We start from the raw sequence: 19538 nt of genomic DNA, 5'->3' as shown, positions 1-19538 counted from the left end.
ATTATGAGCGATAATCTTAAAAATTTATATACGATATATTTTAAGGATGCAAATTTAATATACGAAGAGTATGATACATTTGGAAAATATATCATAAATGTCGATAATGCTGTTTGTTTGGATAGTAGCAAAAAGATACCATTTGATGATAAAAAATATGCATTTGAGATTATAGTTGATCTATTTAATAGTACTGGCATAAATTTTTTTATAACACATGGGACTTGTTTGGGGGCTATTAGGGATAATAACTTTATAGAATATGATAATGATTTAGATTTTGGTATGTTTGAGTATGAGAGGTATAAACTTTTTTTATTCCTTGGGAAACTTGATAGAATAAATGGCTTTAAAATATATAAAATTTCAACAGATGAAAGTAGTGTTTCCATTAGATATAATAATTTAATAATAGATATAACTATATATAAAAATAATGAAAAATACTTTTTTGCCTCACGTTCATCATCAAACATGATTCCAAATAAATTTTTAAAATCGTTAGATAAAATTTATTTTATGGAACGTACAGTCAATATTCCTTGTAATACCAAAAAATTTTTAGAATTTTTGTATGGCAAAAACTGGATAATACCGATTAAAGACTTTGAGCACCATAAATATACACGCTATATTGGAGTTGATCTCTCAGATAAAATAGTAAAGACTAAAAAACTGATTAAAAAGAGTATAAAATATTGTTTAAATACGACATATGCTTTTAAAAATTTTGTATTAGCTGTAAAATTGAAAGTGCTTAATGAGTTTGATATTAAGGCAATAAAGTCCATTAAATTTGAAGAGATTGGAAATAGTTATTTTTTTGATTCATTTAAAGTAATTGCCGATGGATATTTCTTGCTAAAGATTTTTAATAAAAATAAATATGATATTTTCATGCGAAAAATTATTAGTAAAAATGTTGAGCCTATTTTTATCTTTAACCAGCAAGATATAGTTTTAATGCAGGTTAATAAATTTAATAAAGCAAATGACACTAGCAAGGCAAGAAACATTAATAACATGATCATAATCCCTACTGCACAAAATATTAAACCAATAAGTTTTTTTATCAACGATAATATTTTTTTTAATATTTTAAAGTGTACTATTTTAAAACATATGAAAATGGGAGTTTCTAGTGGAAATTTTTGTATAGATAATATTATGATAGATATAGATAGCCTTAGAAATCCAAATATTATCATATATAATTATGAATTTGTATTTAGTGATTATTTATCTAACGAAGAGCAGATCTATTTTGATATATTCTATCTATTTGCAAAAATGCAAATCAATTATAGAGATTTTTTTGATATAAATTTTATATATATTAAGGAGTTTGTAAATGCTATATTTAGCAAGGATGATAAAGAAAATATACTTTTAGTTTATAAAAAGACAAAGAAATTCTTTTACTATATAAATAGGTCAGATTATAGACTCTTTGATGATGCTGGATGTAGCTCGTGCTAAAAATTTCATTATTATTAAATTCTTCCGTTACCCTTTTGGCAATACTTATCAATTTTATATTTAAGATATATTTAACTAGGAAATTCCCAAGTAATGAGCTTGTGGTATATTATACCATTATTGATATTGTAACATTGGCAATGAGGTTTTTTATAGGATTTAAAGATGCCCTAGTAACAACTTACAATAAGATTATTGATACTTACAATAAAATTAGATTTTTAAATATTTTTACTATATTATTTACTATTTTTATTGCTTTTGTTGGCTTTTGTATAATTCCATTTTCTAGATATTTCCTAATGTTTGGAGATATAAATGGTTCGCAGATAAATTGGTTATATCTGTCTTTTTTGTTTATTATATTGAGCTTTAATAGCTATATTGATAATTTGCTACTGCTTAGAAAATACAACATAATGCTTTCCATACTTAGTATAGCCAAAGTGATACTATTTGTTTTGGTTATTTTTTTGGAAACTATTATAGTGAAAGATTATGCAAGATATAATGTACTTATAATCACTTTTATATCTGTTGAATTTATCATCTTTTTAATTGGATGTTTTACCATTTTTATAAAGCTAGATAAAAAGTATATAAAGATGGTTATTACATATTATAAATTTGACTTTAAAGAGCGCAATATTATAGAAAATATAAAAATGAGTTTTGTATCAAGTTTTGGTTTTTTTATTTATGGGGTTTTATTGTTTGCACCAGTTTTTATGATGACAAGAGAAGAAAATATCGCAGAACTTGGTAATTTCCAAGTTGTTGCAAGAAGTATATATTTTGCTTTAATATCAATTTGTTCTTGGCCATTAGGTAGATTTTTGTTCCCTCATATATCAAGACTAATTGGGTACAAGAATTTTATTGAAGTAAAAATAATCCAAAGAAAAATAATTATTTTGCTTATTATTTTTGGCGTAGCGTCTATAACTAGCTGTTGGCTGCTATCTAAAATGATTATTGGTTATATATTTCCAGAGCAGTATATAAACTCTTATGAAATGATAAACATTTTAATAGTTGCACTTCCATTTGTTATGTATGTAAATTTTTCGGATTCTATAATAAAATCATATGGATTATATAACATTATAATTGTTATACGCGCAGTTGGGCTATTGTCTTTTATTTTTATGTATTATATATTATATTTTATAGAAGTAGAGTATGCGTCTATTTACTCATTTGTGCTTTCAATGCTAAGCATTTTTGTCGTATCAGCATATTGTGAAAAACGTACATTAAGGGATAATATAAAATTATGAAGATATGGTATTTTACGAGATCTTTTTATCCATTTATAAAAACAGGTGGTGCTTTAATTAGAACAAGTCAAGTTAAAAATTTTAAGAAATTTGGCTGGAATATTGAAACCGTTACTCCAAACTATAATAGCAAAAAACTCGTTATAGAGAATGGCGTATACCATGTTCCGTTTTCGGCAATATACAATCAAAAGATTGCAAATATTTTTGAAAGACTTGGAATTTATGAAGATTACTTGGATGGATGGGTAAAGCAAGCTTTTGAAATTTTAAAAGATAAAATTGATAGTAGTGATATACTGTTTGCTACTAGTGGTGGCGAGCTTGGAATGATAAAGCTTGGAAGCCTACTAAAACAAAGGTATAACTGTAAACTTATTGTAAATTTCCATGATCCAATAGCATATTCTAAGGTTTGTGGATTAAAAATAGATAATAGATTTCACATTAGTAGAGAAAAATCCGAAAAAAAATATCTTGAGCAAACCGATATGATAATAACATCGTCACTTACAAATAGGCGGTCGTTGCAAAAAAAATACCCAAATCTTAAAGAAGTAATACATAATAATTATTTTGGATATATTGCTAAAACTACTATTTCAAAACGAAAGATTGTCGGCGATACGATTTGTATAGCATATGTTGGTGCGATGTCAAAATACCAAAGCCCAGAAATACTTTATGAGGTATATAAAAATTTAAAATATAAAGCTCGTATACAAATTTATTTTATAGGAAATTACTCTGCGTATAGACCGCTAATGAATATCAATGATCCAAATATTATTTTTATAGATTACCTAGATCATGAACATTTTATGAATTTTATGCTCGAAAATATTGATATTGGTTTCGTATCTTTATCAAATGATTATTTTGGAGCCTGTGTCCCATCAAAAATATATGAATATATAAATTTAGAGATTCCTATTTTGGGTGCTTTGCCCGATGGAGATGCGAAAGACATTATAGTAAAAAATAAATTTGGATTGGCGTTTGACTATAAAAATATCAAAGATATGGCTTATGCTATTGATGAATACATAAATATTGAATATATAGAAGATATTAGGAAAAATATAAAAATAAAAAAAGATGAGTGGTTTATGGATAATCAATTTAAAATAATGAATTCATTATTGAGAAATTTAAATGATATGGATAAGTAGGCTATGATAAAAATAATTAATGATTTAGATACAGAAATTGAATTGCCAATATTTGCTAAAAAGGAATTCTTGTCATCCAGATCAACCAAATTTGGTTGGTTTGTTGATAAAAATTTTATATTGCCATTTTATATAAATAAAAAACTAATCTTTTCTTATGTCGTACTACCATATCAGACAATATATAAAGACGAAACATTAACGATTATAGAGGAAAAGAATTTTTTAAATGATGTAGTGGACATAGTAAAAAGTCAAATGAAATATGTTGATTTTATAGCACAACCTCCATCCAGTGTCGTTTTCGGGGTGTATCCAGATGGTTGTTTATACACGCGGTTTGGTTCATATCAAATACGATTAGACCAAAGTGAGCAAACTATTTTTTCAAATATACATACAAAACATCGTAATGCTATAAAAAAAGCCATAAAAGATGAGGTTTTTATAAAGGAGGGCTTAGATTTTAAAGAAATAGCCGTTTCTTTAATAAAAGACACAATGCTTAGACAAAATATGATGTCTCCTCAAAAAACAGTTTTATATAAGGAGCTTAATGCATTAAAGAATAATATTAAAATTTATGTAGCAGAAAAAAACGGGATATATCAAGGTTGTGCTATTGTTTATTATGATTGTTCTTGTGCTTATTATATATATGGTGGTAGCATATCTCATCCATATAGCGGCTCTTTAAATTTACTACATTGGCAAATTATAAAAGATATGAAATCTAAGGGCATTAAGATTTATGATTTCGTTGGTGCTAGAATAAATCCCATAAAAGGAGGCAAACTTGAAGGTATCCAGAGGTTTAAGTCAAGATTTGGTGGAAAAATGAAAGTTGGCTATCTTTGGAAATATCCTATAAAACCACTAAAATATAAGTTGTTTGAATATTTAAAATACTCTTATGCCTTTTTAAGTGGCAACAAATATATTGGCGACATTATAGATCAAGAGATAAAAACTAAGACAATTCTTCTGACATTTGATTACGAGCTATTCTTTGGAGATGATAGCGGAACGCTAGAAAACTCTATTTTAAAGCCAACTAGTATTTTGCTTGATTCATTAAATAAAAGTGGAATTAAAGCTACCTTTTACATTGATACAATTTATATTGAAAGAATTTTAGATCTAAATCTTAAATTAGAATATAACCTTATAAAGAAACAAATACAAGATATGGTTAGGACGGGACATAGAGTAGAGCTACATATACACCCACATTGGTATGATGCAATTTATCAGGAAGGCTCTAAAAAATGGGTATTTCCAACCTATGAACATTATAAAATTCAATCATATACTGAAATAAAGGTTCAAAATATAATAAATAAATCAGTAAGAATTCTTTACGATATTATAAAAGAGGTAGATGACGAGTATAGGCTGCATTCTTATAGAGCTGGTGGATGGTGTATTCAACCATTTGATAAATTAAAAAAAGCCTTGTTGCAACACAAAATTTTAGTTGATACATCTGTTATGCAGGGTATTAAATCTAATAACAATATACACTATTTTGATTTTACAAAGCTTAAAAACATTGAGGCATATAGATTTACTGATGATGTTTTGATTGAAGATAAAAATGGTAAATTTATAGAAATGCCAATTGGTACATTTTGTGCCAGTATGTTTTTTAAAATAATTAATAAAATACTTTTAAAGCTGACTAATTCTAAAATATATGGAGACGGAAAAGGTATAAATATGGATAAAAAGTCCGTATTTGCCAAGTTGGGAAGTCGCAGAAGGCCATTAAGCATAGATAATATGTCTAGTTTTTTAATAAATATTGCAATAAATAAAAGTAGAAGTAGAAATATTATTTTTATATCACACCCTAAATCTATTTCTTTGGAATCTATAAAATGCCTAGATAAAATAATTAAGCGATACAATTTTAAAACTTTATATGATATGGAACATTGAGTTTATGATAGATATTAAAAATAATAATTTTGATTTTTTACGTTTATTTGCTGCATGTCAGGTAATGTTTGGGCATACGGCATATTTTTTAAAAGTAGAAAATACGGAATTTTATGCTATTGCTGAATTTTTTGGTAATTTTTACGGAGTAGCTATATTTTTCTTGATTAGTGGGTTCTTGATTAGCTATTCTTACGATAGAAATAAGGATATTTTTATCTATTTTAAAAATAGGTTTTTAAGGATATTTCCGGCTTTATATGTGAATTTATTAATGAGCATATTTTTGTTAAACTATTTTTATCCTGTTAAATTTGACTATGAATTTTTAAAGTGGCTATGTACTCAGCTTACTTGTTTGCAGTTTTTTAATCTCAAAGCAAGTGAGGCATTTGGTACTGGTGAGATAAATGCTCCACTTTGGACAATATCGATTGAACTGTTCTTTTATGCTAGTTTGCCTGTAATATTTTGGATATTTAAAAAAAGTAAAAGTATCGTTTTTATCCTTTTTGTTATATCTTTAATATTCTTTGTATATAATCGTTTAAGTGATCACAATATTTTTATAAATAAGCTCATAAATGTCTCTCTTTTGCCTTATTTATTTATTTTTTTGCTAGGTTTTTATTTTTATAGATATTTTAGCTTTTTGCATAAATATATATATAATAAATTTTATATCTACTTACTTATTTTTTGCATATTCAAAATTTTCAATTACTATTTTCCGAGCATTGCAATGGATATAATGACTAATTGTATTATATTTTCTTTTTTAGTTTTTAGTTTTGCTTATAGTTTTAGTGGATTAAATAAAATTTTTAAGAATAATGACTTTACTTATGGAACATATATTTATCATATGTATTTTGTAAATATATTTGTAGAGCTTGGGTATATAAAAGAGCAAAAATACGCCTTTATGGTCGTGTTGCTATCACTTTTATGTGGCGTTATTAGTTGGTTTGTTGTAGAAAAGCCGATTTTAGGACTAAAAACAAATAGTTTATACAATATAAGGTATAAAAATGTCTAAAAAAATACTTTGGTGTGGAAATTCGTATTATGGAACTCACTTAAAAGTTGGGTGTAATTATTATAGCGAACTACTTGCCAAAGATGGAAATAGCGTATTTTTTATATCGCCTCCCATTTCGCCATTTCATGAAAAAGGCGTAAATAAAATTAGATTTGAACAGGCTAAGAAAGGAGTATTTAAGGCATTTGAAAACTATTTTGTCTATACGCCTTATAGTTTATTACCACCTATTAAAAAGCTACCACTTGCATTTTATTTTATTATAAAAATTTGGATTTTTTTTACCATCCCAAATTTAAAAAATATCTTGAAAAAATACTCTTTTTTAGATGTTGATATTTTAGTGATAGATAACTTTGCTTTTTTGCCGTTGGTTAATCTTGTAAAATATAAAAAATTGATAGTGAGAGTAACAGATAGGCTTGATGGCTTTGGCGTCTCAAAGGCTACATTAAAGGCAGAAAATGAGCTGATAAAGCTGGCAAATAAGGTTATCTACACTTCATCTGCTTTACAAGAATACATAAAAAATTTAAATGGCAACTCATTATATGTTCCAAATGGAGTTGATTTTTATAAATTTCAAGGCGATTTTGAGAAGCCTGATTTTTTTAACTCCATAAAAGCACCAGTTGCCGTTTATATCGGGGCTATCGAGAGATGGTTTGATTTTAAGCTGCTTGAATTTTTAGCCAGTAAGCTAAAAGATATACATTTTTTGATAATAGGTGATGTAAGATATGAGCCTAAAAATTTTAATAAGTTAAAATATATGGAAAATATCACATTTTATGGCAAAGTAGATAACGCATTAGTGCCAAATTTTTTGAGATATTCATCGGTTGGCATTATCCCTTTTAGGACCGATATGAAGCTGATAGATGCCATCAGCCCATTGAAACTATATGAGTATATGGCGGCTGGGCTACCTGTCGTATCTGTAAAGTGGCAGGAGCTAGAGCATATAAATAGTCCAGCTTTTCTTGCTTCAAATTATAATAAATTTGCCTCTTTTTTACAAAAAGCTATAAGCGTTCAAGATAGACAAATTTATCTTGAATTTGCAAAAACAAACGGCTGGACTAGTAAAATAAAGCAGATAATAAAGGAATAAAATGAAGATTGTTGTAGATTTTCGTATGCATAACTTTTCTGGTATCGGAACATATATCAAAAATATAATACCTTTTTTAGTTGATGAGTTTGAAATTTTACTTCTTGGCAACAAAAAAGAGATAGAAAAATACGGGTGGGCTAAAAATGTCAAAATTATAGAATGTGGTGCGAAAGTGTATTCGATAAAAGAGCAGTTGGAGCTATTTTTAAAAGTGCCAAAATGTGATATTTTCTGGTCGCCTCACTACAATATTCCAGTCCTACCAATAAGGGCTAAAAAAAGAGTTGTAACGATACATGATGTTTTTCATTTAGCTTTTATTGATACTTTATCACTACCAAAACAGATATATGCTAGGTTTATGATAAAAGCGGCCACAAAAAAAAGTGATAGAATTTTAAGTGTATCTAATTTTGCATCAAAAGAAATAGAAGAATATACTAAAATTTGTAAGCAAATATATATTGTTTATAATGCAATTGATATTAATAAATTTAAAGTTATTAAAGAAAGACAAAATTTAAATTATATTTTTAAAAAATACAATTTGCCACAAGATTTTATCTTATTCGTTGGAAATGTAAAGCCAAATAAAAATATAAAAAATTTACTCTTGGCCTTAAAAAATATAGACGAGAATCTTGTGATAGTGGGCAAAAGAGATGGCTTTCTAACACAAGATGGAGGTATTGATGAGATATTGAAAGATCAAAATTTGGTAAAAAAGGTTTATTTTACGGGTTTTGTTGATGATGAAGATATTGCTTTTATTTATAATCTAGCTAAAATCTTTGTATTCCCGTCTTTTTATGAGGGTTTTGGACTACCACCACTAGAAGCTCAGGCATGCGGTTGTCCAGTGCTGTGCTCCAATGCTGCAAGCCTGCCTGAAGTATGTGTAGATAGTGTAGTTTATTTTGATCCTTATAATGTTGATGATATTGCTAAAAATATAGAAAATTTAATGAGCGATGAAAAAATGCAAAATGAACTTAGGCAAAAAGGCTTTGAGAATATAAAAAGATTTAGCTGGCAAAAGTCCGCAGAAAAAATAATAAAAATTTTTAGAGAGGCGGAAGCAAAATGAAAAAAGCCTTGATCCACGACTGGTTTAGCGTGTATGCCGGAGCCGAAAAATGCGTAGAGAGTTTTACGAACATCTGGGATGATTTTGAAATTTTTAGCCTGATCGATTTTTTGGACGAGAGGGATAGATGCGCTGTCTTAAAAGGCAAAAAGGCGCATACTAGCTTCATTCAAAATTTACCGTTTGCCAAAAGCAAATATCGAAACTATCTGCCGCTGTTTCCTTTTATGGTTGAGAGATTTGATTTGAGCGAATTTGACCTTGTGCTTTCCAGCTCGCATGCCGTGGCAAAAGGAGTGCTCACAAATGCAAATCAGCTGCATATCTCATACGTACATACGCCGATACGATATGCGTGGGATCTGTACTATCAATACCTAAAAGCAAGCGGACTAGAGCGCGGTTTTAAAGGGCTTTTGGCAAAGTATTTTTTACATAAAATTCGCATCTGGGACGCGAGCTGCGCCAACAGGGTCGATTACTATATAGCAAATAGCCACTATGTGGCAAGGCGGATAAAAAAGATCTATGGCAAGGATAGCGCGGTCATCTACCCGCCCGTGGATACGGCTAAATTTGAGTTAAAAGAGCAAAAAGATGATTTTTATCTCACGGCTTCAAGGATGGTGCCATATAAAAAGATCGACCTCATCGTGGAGGCATTTAGCAAGAGCGGCAAACGCCTAGTAGTCATAGGTGACGGTCCTGATATGGCGAAGGTAAAGTCAAAAGCTGCGAAAAATATCGAAATTTTAGGCTACCAAAATGATGATGTTATGCAAGAGATGATGCAAAAAGCAAAGGCATTCGTATTTGCCGCCGAGGAGGACTTTGGTATCACGCCGGTAGAGGCTCAGGCATGCGGCACGCCAGTTATTTGCTTAGGCAAAGGTGGAACAAAAGAAACGATCGTGGATATGGTGACGGGTGTGCATTTTAGCGAGCAAAATTTACCGAATTTACTTGATGCGGTGGATAAATTTGAAAAAAATATAGAAATTTTTGAGCCATCAAAGATAAGGCAACATGCGCTAAAATTTTCAAAAGAGAGATTTGAGCGAGAGATAAAAGAATTTGTAGAGGAAAAATATATGAAATTTAAAGAAGGGACGTTATGACAAACGTGATACTATGCGGCGGAAGCGGCACTAGACTTTGGCCTATCAGTAGAACCCTCATGCCAAAGCAGTTTATAAAATTATTTGACGATAAGTCATTGTTTCAGCTAACTTATGAGCGAAATTTGAAGTTATGCGAGAGTATTCTTGTCGTTTCAAATGCCGAGCAGTATTTTTTGTCGCTAGATCAGCTTGAAGAGATAGGAGCAAGCGGTACAAGGTATCTTTTAGAGCCTGTTGCCAGAAATACTGCACCTGCGATCGCTTTAGCGTGCCTTGGTGTAGATAAAGATGAGATCGTTTTTGCCACCCCGTCCGATCATCTCGTAAAAAACACTAAAACCTACGACGAAGCTGTAAAAAAAGCGGAAAATTTTGCCACACAAGGGCATATCGTAGTTTTTGGCATAAAGCCAACATCTGCAAATACCGGCTTTGGCTACATACAAAGCAGCGCGGACGATGTCATCTCCTTTCACGAAAAACCAAACGAGCAAAAGGCGAAAGAGTATTTGACTGACGGCGGGTATTATTGGAACAGCGGTATGTTTATGTTTAAGGCGGGAGTGTTTTTAAATGAGCTTAAAATGCATGCGCCGCAAATTTATGATGCGTCTTTAAAGGCGTTTAAAAATGCTAAAAAAGAGGACGTCATAAAAATAAAATTTGAAGATATGGCAAATATCCCAGAAGATAGCATAGACTACGCCGTAATGGAAAAGTCAAAAAACGTCAAGATGGTGCATTGCGATATGGGCTGGAGCGACCTAGGAAGCTTCGATAGCCTATATGAAGAGCTGCCGAAAGACAAATTCGGCAATACGACAAATTTAAATCATATCTGCGTGGATTCGTCAAATAACCTGATATACGGAAGCGATAGAAAAATAGCTACGGTAGATATAGAAGGATGCATCATAATCGACACGAAAGACGCCTTACTGATTTGCAAAAAAGGTTCCGGTCAAAAGATAAAACAAGTCGTCAAAAAACTGGAAGGTAGCGAGCTTGCCAGCACTCATCTTACTACGCATAGGCCTTGGGGGAGCTATACGGTTTTAGAAAATGCGGACGGATACAAAATAAAACGTATCGTGGTAAAGCCCGGCAAAAGGCTGTCGCTACAAAAGCATTTTCACAGAAACGAGCACTGGATCGTGGTTTGCGGAACTGCTACGGTCAGGATAGGAGATGATACGTTTTTGCTTAGAGAAAACGAATCGACATATATAAAAATGGGCGAAATTCATCGCCTCTCAAACGAGGGAAAAATTCCGGTCGTTTTGATCGAAGCGCAGGTAGGTAAATATACCGGTGAAGACGATATAGTAAGGCTCGAAGATGATTTCAGAAGGTATGATAAATCATGAAAAAATATCTATCTTTTTTGATTTTGCTGATTTGTGACATCTTTGTCATTTCGCTTTGTATTGCTCTTTCCGTTTTGATTAAAAATTTTATCTATGGTGGTGGAGCTTTTCACGATGCCAGCAGGTATATTGGTCTTTTTTTGGTGCAAGCGATCATGATCTTTTTATTTATTTTTCAAGGGGTTTATACTAGAAGATATGATTTTTGGCATGAGAGCTACATTATAGTCAGGAGCTGCTTTTTGGGGCTATTTTTGAGCCTTGCGATCTTGGCTTTGATAAAGATAAATTATGAATATTCAAGAATGGTTTTTATTTTGAGCTTTATTTTTATGATGTTTTTGTTGCCGATATCGAAAGTTATACTAAAAAGACAGCTTTTTGCAGTAGGAATTTGGCAAAAAAGAGCAAAAGTTATCGGCGAAAATACGGACTTTGAGCTTGAAATTTTTACAAATCGATATCTTGGATATGTGAAAGAGACGGGTGGAGGTTACGAATCTCTTTTTATAACCAATGAGAAATTAAAACCCGAAATTTTAAATGAGCTGATTGAGCAAAATATAATTGCGAATAAAGAAATTTTATTTGCGCCCATGTTGCAAACCTATGATTTCACAAAAGCCCATATTTATGGTTTTTTTAATTCTAGGACAAATATTTTTGCTATCCAAAATTCTTTAAAAAGTAGATCGCGTATGGTAATGAAAAGATGTCTTGACATCGTGTTTATCGTCTTTGCGCTTCCTATTTTAGTGCCTATATTTTTAGTAATAATGGCTATGATAAAGATAAAAGAGCCAAATGGAAAAATATTTTTCTCGCATGAAAGGATGGGGCGAAACGGCAGGCTTTTTGGATGCTTGAAATTTAGATCTATGCGCGAAAATAGCTCGCAAATTTTGCAAGAGTATCTAAAAGCAAATCCGCAAGAAAATGAGTATTTTGAAAAATACCATAAATATGAGCACGACCCAAGGATCACAAAATTTGGAAATTTTATCCGCAAGACTTCTCTTGATGAGTTGCCCCAGCTTATCAACGTGTTAAAAGGTGAGATGAGCATCGTAGGCCCTAGACCCTGCGCTCAGTATGAGAAAAAGGATATGGGTAAATACGCAGATCTCATCCTTGCCGTGCGTCCGGGCATAACTGGCATCTGGCAGGTCAGCGGCAGAAGTGATGTTGATTTTGAAACCAGAGCGCAGATGGATGCGTGGTATATGAAAAATTGGAGTATTTGGAACGATATCGTCATCATTATCAAAACATTTAAGGTCGTTTTGGCGCGCAAAGGAGCAAGTTAGGATGTTTGGTGAAAAAATCCACCAAACAGATAAATTACAGTTTCCCGCCCTCGACGACGAGAGATTCCGGATTTACGCTATCGCCATATATCGGTTTTAGCGTCGCATCGTAGTCTTTGTGGAAGAAATTTTCCTTTCCAAGCTCGATTATCTCGTTGTTTAGCCATTCAAGCAAAGCTGTGTTGCCCTTTTTGACCGCAGGTGCGATCACATCGACATCGCCAAGCGCTTCGATACCGACTACAAAGCCCGGATTTTCCTTTGCCCACGCAAAGAGCAGAGCGTTATCATGCGCAAGAGCAGCCCCGCGTTTATCGACTAAAGCCGCGAAGGTTTCAGTGTTTTGATCGTATTTTACGAGCTCTATGTCAGGGTAGTTTTTTGTAAAATATGCGTCCGCGGTCGTGCCTTTATTGACGATCAGTTTTTTGCCTTTTAGCTCATCTACGCTTTTTATCACGTCGCCTTCCGGGCTAACGACGCCAAGTGAGACTTTCATATATGGAAGCGCAAAATCAACAACCTGCGCTCGTTCAGGCGTTTTTGTGAAATTTGCCAATGTTATATCGACCTTATCGGCGGTCAAAACCTCTACGCGCCCGGCAGCTTCGACCAGCTCAAATTTTACCTTGCTCTCATCGCCAAGCAGGTCTTTTGCGATGCGTTTCGCAAAGTAGATATCGTAGCCTTGATTTTTACCGTCTTTATCGACGTAGCCAAACGGTGGCTTGTCACTAAAAACGCCTATGCGAACAAAGCCACGCTCCTTGATCTTAGCTATGGCGTCGGTTTTTTGTTCTGACGACGCGGAGGCTGACTTGTCAGCACCTTTTTCTTCACCACAACCCGTTAGAAAGACGGTAGCGATTACTGCCAAAAAGAAAATGCTAAATTTTCTCATTCTTTCTCCTTTAAAATAAGTGACACAATATGCCACGGAAGATGTAAGACCTAAAATTTGGCCTAAACTGGGACTGGAAACGGATAAATTATCTCTTGTTTTTACTAAAATGAGAATAAATTTAGGAATTTTTTCGCTCGATCGCTTTGCGGCTGTGTAAAAAAGAGCTCCGGTTCGCTTATCTCCACGATCTCGCCTGCATCCATAAATACGATCCTGTTCGCGACAGCTCTGGCAAAGCTCATCTCGTGCGTTACGATCAGCATCGTCATGCCCTCTCGCGCTAAATTTATGATGACATCGAGCACTTCGCGCACGATCTCCGGATCAAGCGCAGCAGTAACCTCGTCAAATAGCATGATCTCAGGGTTTAGGCAAAGACTCCTAACGATAGCGATGCGCTGCTTTTGCCCGCCGCTAAGCTCCTTTGGATAGGCATATTTTTTTTCTATGAGCCCGACTCGTTTTAGCCACATATCGGCGGTTTTCTCGGCTTCTTCGCGGCTTTTGCCTTGCACTTTGAGAGGTCCGAGCAAAACATTTTCGATCACGTTCATATGGTCAAACAGCTCGTAGCTTTGAAAGACCATACCGACTTTTTGGCGGATCCTTTGCCAGTCTTTGAAATTTTTATCGATCGTTTCGCCGTTGATGACGATCTGCCCGGAGTAAATTTGCTCCAAGCCGTTTATGCAGCGTAGCGTCGTGCTTTTACCGCATCCTGATGGTCCAAGCAGTACCACGACTTCGCCGCTTTTTACGCCTAAATTTATATTTTTTAGCGCGTGATTTTGCCCGTAGTATTTCTCTAAATTTTTAAGTTCTAGTATGTATTCGCTCATTTTCTCCCCTTATCCCCATTTTTCTTCGAGCCGTTTTGAAAGCTTTGAGATCGGAAAACAGACTATAAAATACAAAAAGAATATCAGCCCGTAGATCCAAAACGGCGCCATAGGGTTCGTAAAGACATTTCTTTCGATAATCTGCTGGCCGACTTTGACGACCTCGATAACGCCGATAAGCACGACTATCGACGTGGTCTTTATCATACGACTTAGCAGATTTACAGCGCCCGGCACTAAGCGGCGCGTGGCAAGAGGTATGATGACGTAGGCGTAAATTTGCGCCTTGCTAAGCCCCAGTGACGCCGCACTTTCAAACTGGTGCTTTGGTATCGACGCGATCGCTCCGCGCACGATATCCATCATCTCAAACACGCCCCAAAGACTAAAAACGATAAGCGACGCGTTAAATGCCGATAGATGGATGCCAAAAGCCTTGCTGACGCCAAAATAAAACAAAAACAGCCAGACGATTTGTGGCATTATCCGCACGATTTCTAGGCAAATTTTTAGCGTGTAGAATATAAATTTATTTTTCGAGCTCATCAAAACGCCCAAAAATAAGCCGCCGATGAGTGAGATGACGATAGAGACGAGGGAAATTTCGGTGCTGACTAGTAGTCCTTCAGCAAGGCGCACTAAATTTTGCCAGTCAAATAAAATGCTAACTCCTTGCAACTCTCATCCTTTTTTCAAGCCACGTAAGTGCCAGCGAGATCGGCAGTATTAGGACAAGGTAGCTTACGATGAGCATAAAAAGCGCCTCGTCCGTCTTGTAGTAAAGTCCGATGATGTCCTTTGCGACATAGACGAGATCGGCTAGCGCGACGATGCTGACGATCGAGGTCTCTTTGAGTAAAAATATCACGTTTGCGCTGATAGATGGCAGTGACACGCTAAACGCCTGCGGGACGATAACGTAGCGCAACAGCTGATTTTGACTAAGCCCGATGCTAAGTCCAGCCTCAATCTGACTTTTCCTCACTGCCTCAAAGCCCAGTCGAAAGCTCTCTGCCATGTAGCTGCCGCCAAGAAACGTAAGTCCGATCACCGCGCAGGTAAATGAGTCAATCTGCACGCCAAGCTTTGGCAAGCCGTAGTAGAGGAAAAATAGCTGGATAAGCAGCGGCGTGTTGCGCGAAAGCTCGATGTAGCACTCTATCAGCGGGATTAAGAATTTGACCTTGTAAAATTTCACTAGCGTGCAAAACATACCGACGATGAGCGAAAAAAGTATGCCCCAAAATGCGATATTTATCGTCAGTATCGCGGCTTTTACATACATCGGGTAAAATTTTGCTATAAACTCAAAATCCATAAACGTAGTTTCTCTCGACTGAAATTTTTGCGAGATTGTAGCGAAGTAATACTAAATTTAAAGACAAATTTAGTATTACTTCTTAAATTTAAGAAAATTATTTTTTGATCATTTGCTTGTAAGGTCCAAATCTATGGGCGTTCTCGTCAAAGCCATCGTTGTAAGGTCCAACGTCCATATCCATAGGCTTTATACCGCGGTCGGGGAAGTCTTTCTCGCGCTCAGCCTTAATAGGTCGTTCGTGTGAGTTCATATATGCCGCCACGTCGTAAGCCTCCTCCCAGCTTAGCGTCGCATCGCCCTTTGGCATGCTTGATTTTACGTAGCCCGCGGCCTTTATGAGGCGATACATGCCCGCACCCGTGTTGTAGCTATCCTTGCCCCAAAGAGGAGGGAAAGTGTAGTAGTCTCCGCCTTTTGCAAACTCTTCGTTTATTACGCCTTCGCCGTTTTCTCCGTGGCAGGAGGCACATCTATCCGCATAAATTTTAGCTCCTTTTTTAGGATCGGCGGCTCTATCTATAAATTCGGGCTTTACTACCGTGCCTTTTACCTTCGAGCCCACCTCGTAGCCGACCGAGAGATAGTGCATATAGGCTAGCATCGCTCTCATCTCGTCGGAATTTGTAGGTATGGGTTTGCCCGACATTGAGCGCATGAAGCAGCCGTTGATACGATCTTGCAAAGTGATGACGCGATCGCCTCTTGAGTTATACTGCGGAAATCTCGCCGTGATACCTACAAACGAGCTTTGCGTCTGCGCGACTCCGCCGCTTGCGTGGCAGCTCGAGCATGAGAGGTTGTTTCCGGCAAAGCGCTTTTTCTCGTCCTTTGCCTGAAGCCCTAGATACCTTGTAGTCTCGTTTATGAGCTTTGAGCCGTAGATCACGGCCTTTGCATACGGTGAGTCGCCAAGCTTGCTCTCATCGATGACACCGTTTTCGTCTATGGCTGCTGGCAGCTTAAATTCCTGCACCTTGGCCTCAAAAGGAAGCGCGTTTTTAGCCTTGTTTTTCGCCGCGTCGAATGCAAAGGCGGAATTTAGCAGGCAACAGGCCGCAAGTGGCAACAAAATAGTGATTTTCACATTACACTCCTTAAATATTTTTTAGAAAAATGATATAATACTAATATTTTATTGAAAAATTTATAAAAGCCTGGCGCGTAAAATATGCTACAATCTCGTTTTAAATTTAAGGAAATTTGTGGATATTTTTCAGTTTATCGGGCTTGTGGGGATGATTTGCATCGTGCTTGGGTATTTGCTCTTGCAGCTTGGTAGGCTCACGAGCGAGCATATGAGCTATCAGCTACTAAATTTAGCCGGTGCAGTGCTGCTCACCGTCTCGCTTTTGGTGCATTTTAACCTTGGCTCATTTTTGATCGAGGTCTTTTGGATAGGCATTACTATTTACGGGATATTTAAAATTTACAGGAGAAAAATTTGAGAGCATTTGGCGAATGGGAAAAACAAGAGCTTTTACTTTTATCGCTTCCGCACGCGGGCACGGACTGGTGCGAGTATCTGGATGAAATTTTGGCTTCGTATGAGCAGCTCGTGGCGGCTATCACGCCATTTCAAAAGGTCGCGCTGATCTGCCCTGACGAGCAAATCCTCGCGCGCTTTGGCAAATTTAAAAACGCCCGTCTCGTCAAAATCGACACCGACGACACGTGGATACGCGACTACGGGATGATCGATGTGGAGCGGGGCGGCGAAATTTTGAGCTATGATTTTAAATTTAACGCTTGGGGCGGTAAATTTAAAAGCGCGAAAGACGATGCGGTAAATGGCGAGCTGGCAAAAATTTTGGGTGCGAATTTAAAGCCCGTTGATCTCATTTTGGAGGGCGGCAGTATCGATTTTAACGGCTCTGGCGTGATGCTAACGACTGAGATGTGCCTACTAAACGATAACCGCAACCCGCACCTAAACAAGGAGCAAATAGACGCTCGGCTAAAAGAGCTATTCGGATTAGATCGCATCATCTGGCTTAAAAACGGCTTTATTAGAGGCGATGACACCGACAGTCACGTCGATACGCTCGCTCGCTTCATCTCGCCGGACACTATCGCGTATGCTAGCTGCGATGACCCGAGCGATGAACATTTTGAGCCGCTAAATGCGATGAGAGCGGAGCTTGAAACGATGGGCTTTAAGCTCGTGCCGCTGCCGCTACCAAAGGCGAAATTTTACCGCGGCAAGCGACTTGGCTGCACGTATGCGAATTTTATTTTTATAAACGGCGCGCTCATCGTGCCTACGTATGACGACGCGAACGACGAGCTCGTGCTTGAAAGGCTGCGAGCGGCACTGCCAGGACGCGAAGTGATCGGTGTAAATTCACTCGTTTTCGTGCGTCAAAATGGCTCTCTTCATTGTTCTAGTCAAAACAAGTATCACGCTTTTGCGAAGCAAAATGTTTCTAGCGAGCGAAGCGAAGCGGAAAATAAATTTATGAAGCAAAATGAGCGCAAAGAGCGGAGCTAAATTTGCAAAAATTTGACTACGAGACGAATGTAAATTTAAGCCGTCAAAAGGCGGACGATAGCGCGAACAAGGCGGTCATGGCAGCTGGTGCGACCGCGTTTTTGCTTGCTGTCATCAAATTTATCACAGGCATCGCGAGCGGCTCGGTGGCCGTGATGAGCTCGGCTATCGATTCGATGCTTGATTTTATCGTGTCGCTTTTAAATTTTTTCGCGCTCAAAAAGTCGCGCGCCGCGGCAAATGAAAATTTCAACTTCGGCTACACCAAGTTAGAAGCGATGGCTGCGCTGTTTGAGGGCGTTTTTATCATCGGTATCGCAGCGTTTATATTTTACGAGAGCATTTTAAAATTTAAGCAAGATGACGCCGCTATCGATGTGGGCGCTAGTCTTTGGGTGATGTGCTTTTCGCTCGTCGTCACGGGTGCGCTCATAGCGTTTCTAAGCTCGGTCGCAAAGCGCACGGACAATCTCATCCTGCGAGCCGACGCGCTGCATTACAAGAGCGATTTTTACACGAATTTAGCCGTCATCGCCGCGCTCATCGTTATCAAATTTACTGGGCTAATGATAGTCGATGCGGTGCTGGGGCTGATTATCAGCGGCTATATCGCGCACTCGGCGGTAAATTTGATGAAAGAGAGCTTTGCCGTGCTACTTGACCGCGCGCTTGAACCCGCGATGATAGAAGCGATCAAAAATATGATAAAATCCAAAAAGGAGATTTTAAGCTTTCACTATCTCGCGACCAGGCGTAGCGGTGAGACTTGCTTTTTGGGCGTGCATTTGGTGTTTGAGCGAGATATTTCGCTCTTTGACGCGCACGCGGTCTCAGACGAGCTAGAGCGCGAGATAAGGGCTAAATTTAGCCGGTTTAGCTGGGAGATCACGGCGCATCTTGACCCGTGCGATGATAGGTTTGGGGCGTGTGAGATATGAAAATCGTGAGCGATTTATCAAAATAAGCTCTGCTTTGAAAAGTGTTGATAGTCTTAAACGAATGCTTCGCAAATCTTACTTGCTCCACAAAGCGCCGAACATATAGCACGATTTTGGCGGTCAGCTTTACAGCTT

The 19538-nt window shown here is 36.2% G+C and carries 18 protein-coding genes; 13 read left to right on the top strand and 5 right to left on the bottom strand.

From position 1 onward, the window contains the following. The first annotated feature begins 3 nt into the window (after nt 1-3). From HMPREF1139_RS09980 to HMPREF1139_RS09935, 10 genes are all read left to right on the top strand, one after another. Nucleotides 4-1479: a LicD family protein gene (locus tag HMPREF1139_RS09980; protein ID WP_009651131.1), complete on the top strand. Its 1476-nt coding sequence runs from the start codon at nt 4-6 to the stop codon at nt 1477-1479. Further along, on the top strand, nt 1473-2759 hold the full coding sequence (locus tag HMPREF1139_RS09975) for a lipopolysaccharide biosynthesis protein (protein ID WP_009651350.1): 1287 nt from the start codon (nt 1473-1475) through the stop codon (nt 2757-2759). The genes HMPREF1139_RS09980 and HMPREF1139_RS09975 overlap by 7 nt, the downstream gene beginning before the upstream one ends. After that, nucleotides 2756-3931 (top strand): glycosyltransferase, encoded by a 1176-nt coding sequence (locus tag HMPREF1139_RS09970; protein WP_009651447.1) that lies wholly within the window; start codon nt 2756-2758, stop codon nt 3929-3931. Before HMPREF1139_RS09975 ends, HMPREF1139_RS09970 begins: the two co-directional genes overlap by 4 nt. 3 nt (nt 3932-3934) lie before the next feature. Then, the gene (locus HMPREF1139_RS09965; RefSeq protein ID WP_034966491.1) at nt 3935-5872 is read left to right on the top strand and encodes a GNAT family N-acetyltransferase; all 1938 of its coding nucleotides are present in this window, start codon (nt 3935-3937) and stop codon (nt 5870-5872) included. Between the two features lie 4 nt (nt 5873-5876). After that, a complete protein-coding gene (locus tag HMPREF1139_RS09960) occupies nt 5877-6911 on the top strand; it encodes an acyltransferase family protein (protein WP_009651171.1) in 1035 nt (344 codons plus the stop codon). Next, a complete protein-coding gene (locus HMPREF1139_RS09955) occupies nt 6904-8028 on the top strand; it encodes a glycosyltransferase (RefSeq protein ID WP_009651344.1) in 1125 nt (374 codons plus the stop codon). The genes HMPREF1139_RS09960 and HMPREF1139_RS09955 overlap by 8 nt, the downstream gene beginning before the upstream one ends. A 1-nt stretch (nt 8029) precedes the next feature. Beyond that, nucleotides 8030-9118 (top strand): glycosyltransferase family 4 protein, encoded by a 1089-nt coding sequence (locus HMPREF1139_RS09950; RefSeq protein ID WP_009651431.1) that lies wholly within the window; start codon nt 8030-8032, stop codon nt 9116-9118. Further along, nucleotides 9115-10236, top strand: a complete 1122-nt coding sequence (locus tag HMPREF1139_RS09945; RefSeq protein ID WP_009651263.1) for a glycosyltransferase family 4 protein — start codon at nt 9115-9117, stop codon at nt 10234-10236. Before HMPREF1139_RS09950 ends, HMPREF1139_RS09945 begins: the two co-directional genes overlap by 4 nt. After that, nucleotides 10233-11606 carry a mannose-1-phosphate guanylyltransferase/mannose-6-phosphate isomerase gene (locus HMPREF1139_RS09940; RefSeq protein WP_009651388.1) on the top strand — a complete coding sequence of 458 codons (1374 nt, stop codon included), beginning with the start codon at nt 10233-10235 and terminating at the stop codon, nt 11604-11606. Before HMPREF1139_RS09945 ends, HMPREF1139_RS09940 begins: the two co-directional genes overlap by 4 nt. Before the next feature lie 155 nt (nt 11607-11761). Continuing rightward, nucleotides 11762-12913: a sugar transferase gene (locus tag HMPREF1139_RS09935; RefSeq protein ID WP_083845040.1), complete on the top strand. Its 1152-nt coding sequence runs from the start codon at nt 11762-11764 to the stop codon at nt 12911-12913. A gap of 34 nt (nt 12914-12947) precedes the next feature. Here the strand turns inward: HMPREF1139_RS09935 and HMPREF1139_RS09930 are convergent, their stop codons facing one another. The 5 genes from HMPREF1139_RS09930 to HMPREF1139_RS09910 form a co-directional block, all read right to left on the bottom strand. Beyond that, nucleotides 12948-13814: a cysteine ABC transporter substrate-binding protein gene (locus HMPREF1139_RS09930; protein ID WP_009651225.1), complete on the bottom strand. Its 867-nt coding sequence runs from the start codon at nt 13812-13814 to the stop codon at nt 12948-12950. A 104-nt stretch (nt 13815-13918) separates the two neighbouring features. After that, on the bottom strand, nt 13919-14656 hold the full coding sequence (locus HMPREF1139_RS09925; protein ID WP_009651349.1) for an amino acid ABC transporter ATP-binding protein: 738 nt from the start codon (nt 14654-14656) through the stop codon (nt 13919-13921). Nucleotides 14657-14665: 9 nt separating this feature from the next. Further along, entirely contained in the window at nt 14666-15334 is a 669-nt protein-coding gene (locus HMPREF1139_RS09920) for an amino acid ABC transporter permease (protein ID WP_009651452.1), read from the bottom strand. Continuing rightward, nucleotides 15321-15974, bottom strand: coding sequence for an amino acid ABC transporter permease (locus HMPREF1139_RS09915; protein ID WP_009651391.1), 654 nt, complete (start codon nt 15972-15974; stop codon nt 15321-15323). Before HMPREF1139_RS09915 ends, HMPREF1139_RS09920 begins: the two co-directional genes overlap by 14 nt. Before the next feature lie 97 nt (nt 15975-16071). Next, on the bottom strand, nt 16072-17061 hold the full coding sequence (locus HMPREF1139_RS09910; RefSeq protein ID WP_009651132.1) for a c-type cytochrome: 990 nt from the start codon (nt 17059-17061) through the stop codon (nt 16072-16074). A gap of 118 nt (nt 17062-17179) precedes the next feature. Here HMPREF1139_RS09910 and HMPREF1139_RS09905 point away from each other — a divergent pair, with 118 nt between their 5' ends. Genes HMPREF1139_RS09905 through HMPREF1139_RS09895 form a run of 3 tightly spaced genes read left to right on the top strand, consistent with a single transcriptional unit; the run spans nt 17180 to nt 19403 of the window. Then, nucleotides 17180-17422 (top strand): CBU_0592 family membrane protein, encoded by a 243-nt coding sequence (locus tag HMPREF1139_RS09905; protein ID WP_009651229.1) that lies wholly within the window; start codon nt 17180-17182, stop codon nt 17420-17422. Further along, the gene (locus tag HMPREF1139_RS09900; RefSeq protein ID WP_009651316.1) at nt 17419-18465 is read left to right on the top strand and encodes an agmatine deiminase family protein; all 1047 of its coding nucleotides are present in this window, start codon (nt 17419-17421) and stop codon (nt 18463-18465) included. The genes HMPREF1139_RS09905 and HMPREF1139_RS09900 overlap by 4 nt, the downstream gene beginning before the upstream one ends. A gap of 2 nt (nt 18466-18467) precedes the next feature. Further along, nucleotides 18468-19403: a cation diffusion facilitator family transporter gene (locus tag HMPREF1139_RS09895; protein ID WP_009651266.1), complete on the top strand. Its 936-nt coding sequence runs from the start codon at nt 18468-18470 to the stop codon at nt 19401-19403. The last annotated feature ends 135 nt before the right edge of the window (nt 19404-19538 follow it).

Source organism: Campylobacter sp. FOBRC14 (genome assembly GCF_000287855.1).
GTDB classification, from domain to species: domain Bacteria; phylum Campylobacterota; class Campylobacteria; order Campylobacterales; family Campylobacteraceae; genus Campylobacter_A; species Campylobacter_A curvus.
The sequence above is the reverse complement of the archived record's forward strand: the minus strand, read 5'-3'. Positions and strand labels throughout refer to the sequence as shown.

Bases quoted from the DNA above. Each gene is read 5' to 3' on its own strand.
- HMPREF1139_RS09915 (WP_009651391.1), bottom strand. From the start codon at position 15,974: ATGGATTTTGAGTTTATAGCAAAATTTTACCCGATGTATGTAAAAGCC.
- HMPREF1139_RS09970 (WP_009651447.1), top strand. From the start codon at position 2,756: ATGAAGATATGGTATTTTACGAGATCTTTTTATCCATTTATAAAAACA.
- HMPREF1139_RS09955 (WP_009651344.1), top strand. From the start codon at position 6,904: ATGTCTAAAAAAATACTTTGGTGTGGAAATTCGTATTATGGAACTCAC.
- HMPREF1139_RS09940 (WP_009651388.1), top strand. From the start codon at position 10,233: ATGACAAACGTGATACTATGCGGCGGAAGCGGCACTAGACTTTGGCCT.
- HMPREF1139_RS09945 (WP_009651263.1), top strand. From the start codon at position 9,115: ATGAAAAAAGCCTTGATCCACGACTGGTTTAGCGTGTATGCCGGAGCC.
- HMPREF1139_RS09965 (WP_034966491.1), top strand. From the start codon at position 3,935: ATGATAAAAATAATTAATGATTTAGATACAGAAATTGAATTGCCAATA.
- HMPREF1139_RS09925 (WP_009651349.1), bottom strand. From the start codon at position 14,656: ATGAGCGAATACATACTAGAACTTAAAAATTTAGAGAAATACTACGGG.
- HMPREF1139_RS09960 (WP_009651171.1), top strand. From the start codon at position 5,877: ATGATAGATATTAAAAATAATAATTTTGATTTTTTACGTTTATTTGCT.
- HMPREF1139_RS09950 (WP_009651431.1), top strand. From the start codon at position 8,030: ATGAAGATTGTTGTAGATTTTCGTATGCATAACTTTTCTGGTATCGGA.
- HMPREF1139_RS09935 (WP_083845040.1), top strand. From the start codon at position 11,762: ATGATCTTTTTATTTATTTTTCAAGGGGTTTATACTAGAAGATATGAT.
- HMPREF1139_RS09930 (WP_009651225.1), bottom strand. From the start codon at position 13,814: ATGAGAAAATTTAGCATTTTCTTTTTGGCAGTAATCGCTACCGTCTTT.
- HMPREF1139_RS09980 (WP_009651131.1), top strand. From the start codon at position 4: ATGAGCGATAATCTTAAAAATTTATATACGATATATTTTAAGGATGCA.